Source organism: Pseudomonas chlororaphis subsp. piscium, assembly GCF_003850345.1.
GTDB lineage: Bacteria > Pseudomonadota > Gammaproteobacteria > Pseudomonadales > Pseudomonadaceae > Aquipseudomonas > Aquipseudomonas piscium.
This window is the reverse complement of sequence record NZ_CP027707.1, coordinates 6031143-6043947: the sequence shown is the minus strand read 5'-3', so window position 1 is coordinate 6043947 and position 12805 is coordinate 6031143. Positions and strand designations below refer to the sequence as shown.

The following is a 12805-nucleotide window of genomic DNA, read 5'->3' as shown; positions in this document are numbered from 1 at the left end:
CGCGATAAATCGTCAACGGTGACGCGGTATGTCTATAGCGCCGCGGTGGGATGACGTTTCTTTCGCGGGCAAGCCTCGCTCCTACAGGAAGGGCGCTGGGTTAGCGTTCGATAGCCAACGCCACGCCCTGACCGCCGCCGATGCACAAGGTCGCCAGGCCTTTCCTGGCATCGCGCTTGAGCATCTCGTGCAGCAGGGTCACCAGCACCCGGCAGCCCGAGGCGCCGATCGGGTGGCCGAGGGCGATGGCGCCGCCGTTGACGTTGACCTTGCTCGCGTCCCAACCCAGTTCCTTGCCCACCGACAACGACTGGGCGGCGAAGGCTTCGTTGGCTTCGATCAGGTCCAGCTGCTCCAGGGACCAGCCGGCCTTGTCCAGGCAGCGGCGGGTGGCCGATACCGGGCCGATGCCCATGATCGCCGGGTCGACCCCGGCGTTGGCGTAGGCGGCGATCTTCGCCAGCACCGGCAGGCCCAGGGCCTTGGCTTTGGCGGCGCTCATCAGGATCACCGCGGCGGCGCCGTCGTTCAGCGACGAGGCGTTGCCGGCGGTGACCGTGCCGTCTTTCTTGAAGGCTGGCTTGAGCTTGCCCAGGGATTCGGCGGTGGTGCCGGCGCGCGGCTGTTCGTCGGTGGCGAAGGCAATTGGGTCGCCCTTGCGCTGGGGAATCAGGATCGGGGTGATTTCATCGACGAAACGTCCGCCTTCGATGGCGGCCACGGCCTTCTGCTGCGAGGCGGCGGCAAAGGCGTCCTGGGCTTCGCGGCTGATGCCGTATTTGTCCACCAGGTTCTCGGCGGTGATGCCCATGTGGTAGTCGTTGAAGGCATCCCACAGGCCATCGCTGATCATGGTGTCGACGATCTGGCTGTGACCCATGCGCAGGCCGGTGCGGGCGCCGGGCAGCACGTAGTTGGCCAGGCTCATGTTTTCCTGGCCGCCGGCGATGATCACCTCGGCGTCGCCGCAGCGGATCGCCTGGGCGCCCAGGTGCAGGGCCTTGAGGCCGGAGCCGCAGACCTTGTTCAGGGTCAGCGCCGGCACGGCGTGGGGCAGGCCGGCCTTGATCGCGGCCTGGCGCGCGGGGTTCTGCCCGGCGCCGGCGGTGAGCACCTGGCCCATGATCACTTCATCGACCTGGGCGCCCTCCAGGCCGGTCTGGGCCAGCAGCTGGCGGATCACCGCGGCGCCGAGATCGACCGCGGAGATGTTCGCCAGCGAACCCTGGAAACTGCCGACCGCGGTGCGGGTGGCGGCAACGATTACGACGTCTTGCATGGCGCGAATCCTCATTGCTATGGGCGGCATCGGTCGGTGGATATAGACAGGGGACCGATGCGCGAGAACTTGGAAAATCATGGTTGCATAGAAGGTCGCGACGCCGCCAATCGCGAACCGGTGAGTCGCGTTCTGTTCGCCCGGTCGGCTATTACAGGCCCATGCGCCGGCGTGCGCGATGTATCGAGCCATTGCGTACCGCCCAGCGCAGCATTGGCGCACTGCGGTTGACGCTGGCGCGGATCAACTGGCGTTGCAGCAGCCCCTGGTTGACGCCAAGCATGTTGCTGGCCCAGTCGGGCAGCAGGTCGATGCCGGCCTGCATCATCAACGAGCCGAATGGCTTGGCCAGGCGGCTTGGGGCGGGGGCCGCCAGCAGCAGGCGCAGCACTTCGCGGCTGCGTTCATCGCAGAGCAGCTGTGGGCGCATCCGTGCCAGGTAATCCGCCACGGCCCGGCGCGAGCGCGGTACATCACTGGCGCCAAGACGCTCGGCGATCAGCGCGACTTCCCCGTAGTAACGGTCCTGGTCGGCAGGCGACAGCTGCGGATTGCGGTAACGCAAATGCGCCGCCAGAAAGCTGCTGACTTCGGCCACATGCACCCAGGTCAGCAGTTGCGGATCGCTGGCGGCATAGGGCCGGCCGTCTGGCGCATGGCCGACGATCTGCAGGTGAATGGTGCGCACCTTGTCGATCAGCCATTCGGCATCCTGCCGCGAGCCGAAGGTGGTGCCGGAAATGAACTGCGCGGTACGCCGCAGGCGCCCGATCATGTCTTCCCGGAAGTTCGAGTGATCCCAGACCCCGGCCAGGGCCAGCGGATGCAGGGCCTGCATCAACAAGGCGCTGATGCCGCCGATCAGCATGCTGCTGAAATCGCCATGCACCTGCCAGCAGATGGCGTCCGGGCCGAACAGGCCCGGGTCGCCCTTGGGGTTGTCCAGGTCGAGCTGGCCCAGCGACAGGCCACCCAGGCTCATCACCTGGGTTTCGATACGACTGCGAATGAATTCCATACCGCTTGGCTGTTCCTTGGTTGAGGCCCGAGGCCTCGCTCAGAGGTTCAGGCGTTTATCGATCAGGCCCTCGACCACGCTCGGGTCGGCCAGGGTCGAGGTATCGCCCAGGCTGTCGAGCTCATTGCAGGCGATCTTGCGCAGGATACGCCGCATGATCTTGCCCGAGCGGGTTTTCGGCAAGGCCGGCGCCCACTGGATCAGCTCCGGCTTGGCGAAACTGCCGATCTCGCGGCTGACCAGGCTCAACAGCTCTTGCTTCAATTCGTCGTTGGGTTCGACGCCATTCATCGGGGTGACAAAGGCATAGATGCCCTGGCCCTTGAGGTCGTGGGGGTAACCGACCACCGCGGCCTCGGCGATGCTGTCGTGCAGGACCAGGGCGCTCTCGACTTCGGCGGTGCCGATGCGATGGCCGGACACGTTGATCACGTCGTCGATGCGTCCGGTGATCCAGTAATCGCCGTCTTCATCGCGCCGCGCGCCGTCGCCGGTGAAGTAGTAGCCCGGGTAGGGTTTGAAATAGGTCTCGACCATGCGCTGCGGGTCGCCGTAGACGCTGCGGATCTGCGCCGGCCAACTGGCCTTGATCGCCAGGATGCCGCTGCCGGCGCCGCTGATTTCCTTGCCGTGCTCGTCCAGCAGCACCGGCTGCACCCCGAACATCGGGCGGGTGGCGCAGCCCGGCTTGATGTGGCTGGCGCTGACCAGCGGGCTGAGCATGATGCCGCCGGTTTCGGTCTGCCACCAGGTGTCGACGATTGGGCAGCGCTGTTCGCCGACGATATTGAAATACCACTCCCAGGCTTCCGGGTTGATCGGCTCGCCGACGCTGCCCAGCAGGCGCAGGCTGCTGCGCGAGGTGTGCTGCAGCGGCTCGGGACCTTCGCGCATCAGCGCGCGCAAGGCGGTGGGGGCGGTGTAGAAGATGTTCACCCGGTGCTTGTCGATGACTTCCCAGAAGCGCGAACTGCTCGGATAACTGGGCACGCCCTCGAAGATCAGGCTGGTCGCGCCATTGGCCAATGGGCCATAGACGATGTAGCTGTGGCCGGTGACCCAGCCGACGTCGGCGGTGCACCAGAAGACTTCGCCTTCGCGGTAGTCCAGTACGTATTTGAAGGTCATCGCCGCTTGCAGCAGGTAACCGCCGGTGGTGTGCAGCACGCCTTTGGGTTTGCCGGTGCTGCCGGAGGTGTAGAGGATGAACAGCGGGTCTTCGGCGTCCATCGGTTGCGGCGGGCAGTAGTCCTCGACGCCGCGTATGGCCTGGTGATACCAGAGGTCGCGGCCTTCGACCCAGTTCACCGGGTTCTGGGTGCGCTCGACCACCACCACCGTGCTGACGTTCGGGCAGCTTTGCAGGGCCTTGTCGACGTTGTTTTTCAAGGGCACGAACTTGCCGCCGCGGACCCCTTCGTCAGCGGTGATCAGGGTGCGGCAGTCGGCGTCGAGAATGCGGTCGCGCAGCGCGTCCGGGGAGAACCCACCAAAGACCACCGAGTGCACCGCACCGATACGGGTGCAGGCGAGCATGGCGTAGGCCGCCTCGGGGATCATCGGCATGTAGATGCAGACCCGGTCGCCCTTTTTCACGCCGCGGCTTTTCAGGACGTTGGCCAGGCGGCAGACGTAGTGATGGAGTTTCTTGTAGGTGATTTGTAGCGATTCGGCGGGGTCGTCGCCTTCCCAGATGAGCGCTACCTGATCGCCGCGTTTTTCCAGATGGCGGTCGATGCAGTTGTAGCTGACGTTCAACTGGCCACCGGCGAACCAGGTCGCGGAACCGGTTTTCAGGTCATAGCGCTGCACGGTTTGCCAGGGTGCGCTCCAGTGGAGAAAACGGCTGGCCTGTTCGGCCCAGAAGGTGCTGGGGTGCTCGATGGATTCGCGGTACAGCCGCTGGTAGTCGTCCTGACTCAATTGCGCAGCCCGGCGGACGGCATCGGCTTTGGGGAACATGCTGATATCGAACATGACGGTTCCTTATTCTTGTTTTAGCGACAAGCGATAAAGATGCGCCTTGATCGGAAGGGGTTCAAGGGGAGGGCGGTCTTGGGCGACCGATCGTGAATCGGCCCGCTGCTACGCAATGGAAGGGTTTGCGTAGCAGCGGGCCGGTTCGCGAGGGGAGGTTTCAGCGGGTTATCAGCCGCGGTGGCGACCGCGGAAGTAGTTGATCAGGCCCTGGGTCGAAGCATCTTCGGCCGGGGTTTCTTCGCTGCCGACCAGGCGGTTGTAGACGCCCTTGCCCAGCTCCTTGCCCAGCTCCACGCCCCATTGGTCGAAGGCGTTGATGCCCCAGATCACGCTCTGCACGAAGACCTTGTGTTCGTACATTGCCACCAGCGCGCCCAGACGGCGCGGGCTGATGCGCTCGACCACCAGGGTGTTGCTCGGGCGGTTGCCCGGGATCACCTTGTGCGGTGCCAGCTTCTGGACTTCGGCCTCGCTCATGCCTTTTTCGCGCAGCTCGGACTCGGCCTCGGCGCGGGTCTTGCCGAGCATCAGCGCCTGGCTTTGCGACAGGCAGTTGGCGTACAGCCACTGGTGATGGTCGGCCACCGGGTTGAAGCTGACGATCGGCACGATGAAGTCGGCCGGGATCAACTGGGTGCCCTGGTGCAACAACTGGTGGTAGGCGTGCTGACCGTTGCAGCCCACGCCACCCCAGATCACCGGGCCGGTGTCGGTGGAAACCGGCGTGCCGTCCTGGCGCACGCTCTTGCCGTTGGATTCCATGTCCAGCTGCTGCAAGTGCTTGGTGATGTTGCGCAGGTAGTGGTCGTACGGCAGGATCGCGTGGCTTTGCGCGCCCCAGAAATTGCCGTACCACACGCCCAGCAGGGCCAGGAGGACCGGCATGTTCTGCTCGAACGGCGCGGTCTGGAAGTGCTGGTCCATGGTGTAGGCGCCGGACAGCAGTTCCTTGAAGTTGGACATGCCGATGGCCAGGGCGATCGGCAGGCCGATGGCCGACCACAGCGAGTAACGCCCGCCGACCCAGTCCCACATCGGGAAGATGTTCTCTTCGCGGATGCCGAAGGCCACGGCGGCGGCGTTGTTGCTCGACACCGCGATGAAGTGGCGATACAGCTCGGCCTCGGAGCCGCCCTGAGCCAGGTACCAGGCGCGTGCGGCCTGGGCGTTCTTCAGGGTTTCCAGGGTGTTGAAGGATTTCGACGAGACGATGAACAGCGTGGTTTCGGCGCGGATCTTCGACGACAGTTCGTGGAACTCGCTGCCGTCGATATTGGCCAGGTAATGGCAACGCACGCCTTTCTGGGCGTAGGACAGCAGGGCTTCGGACACCAGCTCGGGGCCGAGGAAGGAACCGCCGATGCCGATGTTCACCACGTCGGTGATCGGCTTCTCGGTGTAGCCGCGCCACAGGCCGTCATGGATGCGCCCGACCAGCTCGGTGATCTGGTTCAGCACCTTGTGCACTTCCGGCATCACGTTGACGCCATTGACCGACAGCTTGTCGCCCACCGGGCGGCGCAGGGCGGTGTGCAGGGCCGGACGGCCTTCGGAAGAGTTGACCAGCTCACCGGCGAACAGTGCCTTGATCGCGTCCTGCAGACCGGCTTCATTGGCCAGGCCCACCAGCAGGTTGCGGGTTTCGGAGGTGATCAGGTTCTTCGAGTAATCGAGAAAAAGCCCACAGCCGCTGAGGCTGAATTGATGAAAGCGCTGCGGGTCGGAATTGAAGGCCTCGCGCATGCTGAAATCCTGCATGGCTTGGCGGTGGTCATTCAACGCTTGCCAGGCGGGCAGAGCGGTAACGTCGTGAGGAGTGCGGTAGTACGCCATCGCTGCGGTTTTCCTTTTACTTGAACTGCCTGTTGGACACTGAAAAGCCCGGAACGTCCTGCTCGAAGAATAACGTTCGGTCAAACCTGCGCTGACACGATTAAGCACGCAGGGCGATTACAGTAACTCTCGCGTGCTGATCTGTCTTGGCTTTGTCTGACCTGTGGCCGGTACTTTTTTATACCGGCGCCTCAGAGTTGCGCAATGAGCGGGATTTCAGGGGGTGAGAATGATTGGGGCTCAGGCGACCTGAACCGGAATGGCATGGCTGGTGTGGCTCAGTTCGTTGCCCGGCGCCATATAGAGCATGCGCGGCTTGAAGTTGAGCAGTTCGGCTTCGCTGTAGTGAGCGTAGGCGCAGATGATCACCCGGTCGCCGACCTTGGCTTTGTGCGCGGCGGCGCCGTTGACCGAGATCATGCGCGAGCCTTCTTCGCCACGAATGGCGTAGGTGGTGAAGCGTTCGCCATTGTCGACGTTGTAGATCTGGATCTGTTCGTACTCACGGATACCGGACAAGTCCAGCCACTCGCCGTCGATGGCGCAAGAGCCTTCGTAGTCGAGCACAGCGTGGGTGACTTCGGCGCGATGCAGCTTGGCCTTGAGCATGATGGCGTGCATGACTGGTTCTCTCGATCAGGTCCTCGAACAGGGCCCGCAGCATCGCTGCAGGCCCCGGGCGGCGGCAGTTTGCCCGAAGGTCGGGCTTCGGGCAATCGGCCCTTGGAACCTAGGCGTCGAGGTCCAGATGCAGGTTGTCGATCAGGCGGGTAGCGCCCAGATAGGCCGCCGCCAGAATCACCAGGTCGCGGTCTTGCGCGGTGGCCGAGCGCAGGGTCCGGGCCTGGCGGATTTCCAGGTAATCCGGGCGGAAACCGGCGGCTTCGAGCGCTTGTTTCTGTTCGTCCAGCAGCTTTGGATAGTCCCGCTCGCCCTGGCTGATGGCCTCGGCGATCTGAGTCAGGCCACGATAGATCGCGGGGGCGATGCCACGCTGTTCTTCGCTCAGGTAGCCGTTGCGCGACGACAGCGCGAGGCCGTCGGCGGCACGCACGGTGGGCTCGCCGATGATCTGGATCGGCATGTTCAGGTCATGCACCAGGGCGCGGATCACCGCCAGTTGCTGGAAGTCCTTCTGGCCGAAGACCGCGAGGTCCGGCTGCACCATGTTGAACAGCTTGCTGACCACCGTGGCCACCCCTTCGAAATGCCCGGGACGGCTGGCGCCGCACAGGCCTTCGGAGAGTTGCGGCACGCTGACCCGGGTCTGGCCGTCCATGCCGTCGGGGTACATCTCTTCGACGGTCGGGGCGAACAGCAGATGGCAACCGGCTTGCAGGAGCTTTTCCTGGTCGGCGGCCAGGGTCCGCGGGTACTTGTCGAGGTCTTCGCCGGCGCCGAACTGCAACGGATTGACGAAAATGCTCGCCACCACGAAGTCCACCCGCTGGGCCGCCTTGGTCACCAGGGCGGCATGCCCGCTGTGCAGGTTGCCCATGGTCGGTACGAAGCCGATGCGCTTGCCCTCGCTGCGGGCACGGGCCACGGCGGCACGCAGTTCACGTACGGTTTTTACAGTATTCATGCAGAAAACCCGTGCTCGGCGCCTGGGAAGGTCACGGCCTTGACTTCATTGACGTAGGCGCTCAGGGCCGCCTGGATACTTTCCTGGCCAGCCATGAAGTTCTTCACGAACTTCGGCGCGCGACCGCTCAGGGACAGGCCCAGCATGTCGTGCAGGACCAGCACCTGACCGTCGGTGCCGCTGCCGGCACCGATGCCGATCACCGGAATCTTCACCGCCTGGGTGATTTCCGCCGCCAGTTCGCTCGGCACGCATTCGAGCAGCAGCATCGCCGCACCGGCTGCTTCCAGGGCGATGGCGTCTGCACGCATCTGGCGGGCCTGGTTTTCGTTACGTCCCTGAACCTTGTAGCCGCCGAGGATGTTCACCGATTGCGGGGTCAGGCCCATGTGGGCGCAGACCGGGATACCGCGCTCGGCCAGCAGGCGGATGGACTCCGCCAGCCACAGCGCGCCTTCGACCTTGATCATGTGCGCACCGGCCTGCATCAGTTGGGCACTGTTGTTCAGGGCCTGTTCGGTAGTGGCGTAGGCCATGAACGGCAGGTCGGCGAGGATCAGGGCGCCACTGTTACCGCGTTTGACCGCGGCGACGTGGTAGGCCATCTCGGCGGTAGTGACTGGCAGTGTGCTGTCGTGCCCTTGCAAGACCATGCCGAGGGAGTCGCCCACCAGCAGTACTTCAACGCCGGCCTGGCAACAGGTGTGGGCGAAGGTTGCGTCATAGCAGGTCAGCATGGTGATTTTTTCACCTTTCTGCTTGAGGCCTTGCAGGGTGGTCAGGGTGATGTCTGGCATGAAAAAGGGTCCTCATTCAGGCGCTCTGGAAACTGCTGCGAGTAACGCGCGTAATTCTTCGTTTATGCAGGCGCACGGTCTGTTGTCGTGCTTATAAGGCCTGGATTGCGCCCTGTAACGCCGTGTTGGCGGCAACGGGACGCCTATAGTCGTGAGGAGAACTCGGGAAGTCAATTGCATGTGTTACCGCATTGTTACGGCGTGAGTGTTACCGCCGTAACTGATGCGTTTCAGCAGTCAGGCCAGACGTTCCAGGCCGACAAATGGGCAGACGGCGAGCAGATCGCGCAGGTGGCGGCCGTCGGCCAGTTGCAGGTCGGCGGGGGCCAGTTCGGCCAGGGGATAGAGGACGAAGGCCCGGGCCTGCATGTGGTAATGCGGGACCTTGAGCCGCGCTTCGTCGATCAGGCGGTCGCCGAACAGCAGGATGTCCAGGTCCAGGGTGCGCGGTCCCCAGCGCTCGAGACGCTCGCGGCCCTGGCCGTTTTCGATGGCTTGCAACGCGTCCAGCAGTTCAAGAGGCGCGAGGCTGCTGTCCAGGGCGGCCACGGCGTTGGTGTAGCGTGGTTGGCCGGGCAGCAGGGAGTCGCTTTGATAGAAGGCCGAGACTCCCGCCAGTTGGCTGTGCGGCAACTGCGACAGCGCGTCGATCGCGCTGCGCAATTGCTCCGCCGGGGCAGCCAGATTGCTGCCCATGCCGATGTAGATGCGTTCCATTGGGTTATTCGCCGGAAGCGCCCGGTGCGCCGGCGGTGGCGCGTTTGCGTTTGGCGCCACTGCTGCGGCGACGCTTGCGCGGACCTGTGCCCGCTTCGTCCTTGCCGCTCAGGTCGCGAATCATGTCGCGGCGCCCGGCTTCGTTGGCGTCCTGATAGTCGGTCCACCACTCGCCCAGGCCATCGGTCTGTTCGCCGGCGCTTTCGCGCAGCAGCAGGAAGTCATAACCGGCGCGGAACCGCGGGTTGTCCAGCAGCTGGTCGGCGCGCTTGCCGCTGCGACGTGGCAGGCGTTCCTGCATGTCCCAGATTTCGCGGATCGGCATGGTGAAGCGTTTTGGAATGGCGATGCGCTGGCACTGTTCGCTGATCAATTCGTGAGCAGCTTCCTGCATCGCCGGAATCGGCGGCATGCCACGTTCCTGAAGGCGCAGCACGCGAGCCGGCAGGGCCGGCCACAGCAGCGCGGCGAACAGGAAAGCCGGGGTTACCGGCTTGTTCTGCTTGATGCGCAGGTCGGTATTGACCAGGGCTTCGCTGATCAGTGTGTGGGTGTAGGTCGGGTTGTACTCCAGCGCCTCGGCGCTGGCCGGGAACAGCGGATCGAACAGTTGCAGGTCGACCAGCATCTCGAAGGTGTCGGCGGCATGGCCGGACAGGAACAGCTTGAGTACTTCCTCGAACAGGCGGGCCGAGGGGATTTCCCGCAGCATGGGGGCCAGGTCGCGGATCGGCGTGGCAGTGTGTTTCTCGATGCCGAAATCCAGCTTCGCCGCGAAGCGCACGGCCCGCAGCATGCGTACCGGATCTTCCTGGTAGCGCTGGCGTGGATCGCCGATCAGGCGGATCAGGTGATTGCGAATGTCGTGCACGCCGTTGGCGTAATCGAGGATGCGTTCGCTGACCGGATCGTAATACAGGGCATTGATGGTGAAGTCGCGGCGCTGGGCGTCCTCTTCGAGGGTGCCGTACACGTTGTCGCGCAGGATGCGCCCGCTTTCGTTGCGCGAGGATTGGTTGCTGTCTTCCTCTTCATCGTTTTGCGGGTGATTGGCGCGGAAGGTCGCGACCTCGATGATTTCGCGGCCGAAGTGGATATGCACCAGCTTGAACCGACGGCCGATGATCCGGGCGTTGCGGAATTCGGCCCTTACCTGTTCCGGCGTGGCGCTGGTGGCGACGTCGAAATCCTTGGGGGTGATATTGAGCAGCATGTCGCGCACGCAGCCGCCGACCAGGTAGGCCTGGTAGCCGGCGTTCTGCAGGCGTTCGACGATGTTCACCGCATAACGGCTGAACTGGGCGCGTTGCAGCGAGTGTTGGCTGCTGTTGAGCACTTCAGGCGTGCTGCGTTTGTGTTGCGTACGACGCAAGGGAGAACGGAATGACTGGAACAACTTCTTCAGCATGGGATGCACTGTTTGAAGGAATGTTCGGCCATAACGAAGAATGACCGCATGATGGGCGGGGATTCTAGCATTTAGTCGGGGGATGGTGTAGGAAGCTGCGGCGAGTCGTGCGCAGCGCTTTGGAACGCGGGTTGGCGGGGCTTTGCGTGAGTAAAACCGCAATCGCGGAAACCACAAGGGGAGCCGAAGCTCCCCCAGAAGTGTTTGCGTGCTCTATTTTTATTATTGGTTTCGGGCTTCTTGTTTTTGTTTAACGCCCTTGTCACCTGGTTAACCCAGAGTGACCCTCCCAATCGGGAGCCAAGAGCAAACGGATTGCTTTGGTCGCTGTGTTGCGATGATCAGTGATCCAACCAGTTCAGGCTCTGCCTTAGGGCAGTTTTTGTTGTTCTCGGCCTGGTTGTGGGGCAAGCCCCAATGACAACGCCTCTCCAAAAGAATCAGTTAGCTGCGCCTCCGCCGTGTTGTTTTTATTGTGCGTGAGTCGATTCGTCTTATTTTTATTGTCTTATGCATTGCTTGTTATTGTTCTTGTACCAAACATATAGCAGGTGCCGTGCCAACTTTTGCGAGGCCCAGTAAAACAAGGGGTTAGGCGCGGTTCGGCGGTTTATACAGGCGAAAAAAAGCCGGGGCTTCGTTACCGTAAGCCCCGGCTTTTGTTACGTGAAATGACTGAGGTAACAGTTTTTTCACAAGGTCGCGTGTTACCCACAACCCGTTACCGCCGGGTTTCAGCTTTCGCTGGCGACCCCGGTCTTGCGCCGTGGGATGCCCAGGCGCTGGCGGCGTTCCCACAGGCATTTGCGGCTGACGCCCAGTTTGCGGGCCAGCTCGGTCTCGGTCATGTGGTCCTGGTGCTCGAGAACGAAATGCTGGAAGTAGTCTTCCAGCGACAGGTCTTCGGTCGGCTCGTGGCTGCTGTTGTTGGCATTGGCGGCCTGGGGCGCCAGGCCGAGGAATTCGTCGTCTTCCAGGTCGCTCAGTTCGATATCGATACCCAGCAGCTCCGCGGAGATTTCCGGGCTTTCGCACAGGATGACCGAGCGCTCGACGGCGTTTTCCAGTTCGCGAACGTTACCGGGCCAAGAGTAATGGCGAATGGCTTGCTCGGCGTCCGGGGCGAATTTCAGGTCCGTGCGGCCCACGCGCGCGCTCTGGCGGGCGAGGAAGGCATTGGCGATTTCGTTGACGTCGGCACCGCGCTCGCGCAGGGCTGGCAGTTTCAGGGCAATCACGTGCAGGCGGTAATACAGGTCTTCACGGAACTGGCCGATCTTGGCCAGGCTCTTGAGGTCGCGGTGGGTCGCGGCGATCAGGCGCACATCGACCTTCTGCGATTGCACCGAACCGACCCGGCGGATCTCGCCTTCTTGCAACACGCGCAGCAGGCGGGCCTGGGCTTCGAGTGGCAATTCACCGATTTCATCGAGGAACAGAGTGCCGCCGTCCGCCGCTTCCACCAGGCCGGCGCGCCCGGCGCTGGCACCGGTGAAGGCGCCTTTTTCGTGACCGAACAGCTCGGACTCGATCAGGGTTTCCGGAATGGCCGCGCAGTTCACCGAGATCATCGGTGCCTTGGCGCGCTTGGACAGGTTGTGCAGGGCGCGGGCCACCAGTTCCTTGCCGGTCCCGGATTCACCCTGGATCAGTACATTGGAGTCTGTCGGAGCGACCTTGCGGATCTTGCTGTACAGGTCCTGCATGGGTGGGCAGGAACCGATAATGCCGATTTCGCCGTTGCTGGCGCTGGCGCCAGCCTTGTCCGCGCCGTTGGCCGACTTGGCGGCGTGGCGCTCGTTGGGGCTGCTCTGCGCGGTCTGGCGGTCGCGCAGGATGCGCGCCACGGCCTGGAGCATTTCGTCGTGATCGAAAGGCTTGGCGATGTAGTCCACCGCGCCCATCTTCATCGAGTCGACCGCCGAGCGCAGGCTGGCGTAGCTGGTCATGATCAGCACCGGGGTGCCCTGGCCGAGCTTGATCAGCTCGGTGCCGGGGGCGCCTGGCAGGCGCAGGTCGCTGACGATCAGGTCGAACGTGGGAATGCTGAAACGTTCTTGTGCTTCCTGCACGGAACCGGCTTCGCTGACCTGGTACTGGTTGCGTTCCAGCAGGCGGCGCAAGGCGGAGCGGATAATTGTTTCGTCTTCGACGATCAAAATGTGCGGCATTGATTCGATTCTCTCGA

General features: G+C 63.2%; 10 protein-coding genes. All 10 read right to left on the bottom strand.

Annotated features, from left to right (window positions below; all coding sequences use genetic code 11):
• Positions 1 to 100: 100 nt before the first annotated feature.
• Complete coding sequence (locus tag C4K38_RS27385) at positions 101 to 1279, bottom strand: acetyl-CoA C-acetyltransferase (RefSeq protein ID WP_081364198.1); 1179 nt, start codon at positions 1277 to 1279, stop codon at positions 101 to 103.
• A gap of 151 nt (positions 1280 to 1430) precedes the next feature.
• Positions 1431 to 2297, bottom strand: a complete 867-nt coding sequence (locus C4K38_RS27380) for an oxygenase MpaB family protein (protein ID WP_053280955.1) — start codon at positions 2295 to 2297, stop codon at positions 1431 to 1433.
• Positions 2298 to 2336: 39 nt separating this feature from the next.
• Entirely contained in the window at positions 2337 to 4274 is a 1938-nt protein-coding gene (gene acs, locus C4K38_RS27375; RefSeq protein ID WP_053280954.1) for an acetate--CoA ligase, read from the bottom strand.
• 171 nt (positions 4275 to 4445) lie between these two features.
• The gene (gene pgi / locus C4K38_RS27370; protein ID WP_025805362.1) at positions 4446 to 6110 is read right to left on the bottom strand and encodes a glucose-6-phosphate isomerase; all 1665 of its coding nucleotides are present in this window, start codon (positions 6108 to 6110) and stop codon (positions 4446 to 4448) included.
• Between the two features lie 240 nt (positions 6111 to 6350).
• Entirely contained in the window at positions 6351 to 6731 is a 381-nt protein-coding gene (gene panD, locus C4K38_RS27365) for an aspartate 1-decarboxylase (RefSeq protein WP_007924662.1), read from the bottom strand.
• A 109-nt stretch (positions 6732 to 6840) separates the two neighbouring features.
• Positions 6841 to 7695 (bottom strand): pantoate--beta-alanine ligase, encoded by an 855-nt coding sequence (gene panC / locus C4K38_RS27360; RefSeq protein WP_053280953.1) that lies wholly within the window; start codon positions 7693 to 7695, stop codon positions 6841 to 6843.
• Entirely contained in the window at positions 7692 to 8492 is an 801-nt protein-coding gene (gene panB, locus C4K38_RS27355) for a 3-methyl-2-oxobutanoate hydroxymethyltransferase (RefSeq protein ID WP_007924658.1), read from the bottom strand. The genes panC and panB overlap by 4 nt, the downstream gene beginning before the upstream one ends.
• A 237-nt stretch (positions 8493 to 8729) precedes the next feature.
• The gene (gene folK / locus C4K38_RS27350) at positions 8730 to 9209 is read right to left on the bottom strand and encodes a 2-amino-4-hydroxy-6-hydroxymethyldihydropteridine diphosphokinase (protein WP_053280952.1); all 480 of its coding nucleotides are present in this window, start codon (positions 9207 to 9209) and stop codon (positions 8730 to 8732) included.
• A 4-nt stretch (positions 9210 to 9213) separates the two neighbouring features.
• Positions 9214 to 10617, bottom strand: coding sequence for a polynucleotide adenylyltransferase PcnB (locus tag C4K38_RS27345; RefSeq protein WP_053280951.1), 1404 nt, complete (start codon positions 10615 to 10617; stop codon positions 9214 to 9216).
• Between the two features lie 734 nt (positions 10618 to 11351).
• Positions 11352 to 12788, bottom strand: a complete 1437-nt coding sequence (locus tag C4K38_RS27335) for a sigma-54-dependent transcriptional regulator (protein ID WP_053280950.1) — start codon at positions 12786 to 12788, stop codon at positions 11352 to 11354.
• Positions 12789 to 12805: the final 17 nt, after the last annotated feature.

What these genes read in the sequence shown, in the direction of transcription:
- C4K38_RS27345 (WP_053280951.1), bottom strand. Translation starts at nt 10,617, where the DNA reads ATGCTGAAGAAGTTGTTCCAGTCATTCCGTTCTCCCTTGCGTCGTACG.
- panD (WP_007924662.1), bottom strand. Translation starts at nt 6,731, where the DNA reads ATGCACGCCATCATGCTCAAGGCCAAGCTGCATCGCGCCGAAGTCACC.
- acs (WP_053280954.1), bottom strand. Translation starts at nt 4,274, where the DNA reads ATGTTCGATATCAGCATGTTCCCCAAAGCCGATGCCGTCCGCCGGGCT.
- C4K38_RS27335 (WP_053280950.1), bottom strand. Translation starts at nt 12,788, where the DNA reads ATGCCGCACATTTTGATCGTCGAAGACGAAACAATTATCCGCTCCGCC.
- C4K38_RS27380 (WP_053280955.1), bottom strand. Translation starts at nt 2,297, where the DNA reads ATGGAATTCATTCGCAGTCGTATCGAAACCCAGGTGATGAGCCTGGGT.
- pgi (WP_025805362.1), bottom strand. Translation starts at nt 6,110, where the DNA reads ATGGCGTACTACCGCACTCCTCACGACGTTACCGCTCTGCCCGCCTGG.
- panB (WP_007924658.1), bottom strand. Translation starts at nt 8,492, where the DNA reads ATGCCAGACATCACCCTGACCACCCTGCAAGGCCTCAAGCAGAAAGGT.
- folK (WP_053280952.1), bottom strand. Translation starts at nt 9,209, where the DNA reads ATGGAACGCATCTACATCGGCATGGGCAGCAATCTGGCTGCCCCGGCG.
- panC (WP_053280953.1), bottom strand. Translation starts at nt 7,695, where the DNA reads ATGAATACTGTAAAAACCGTACGTGAACTGCGTGCCGCCGTGGCCCGT.
- C4K38_RS27385 (WP_081364198.1), bottom strand. Translation starts at nt 1,279, where the DNA reads ATGCAAGACGTCGTAATCGTTGCCGCCACCCGCACCGCGGTCGGCAGT.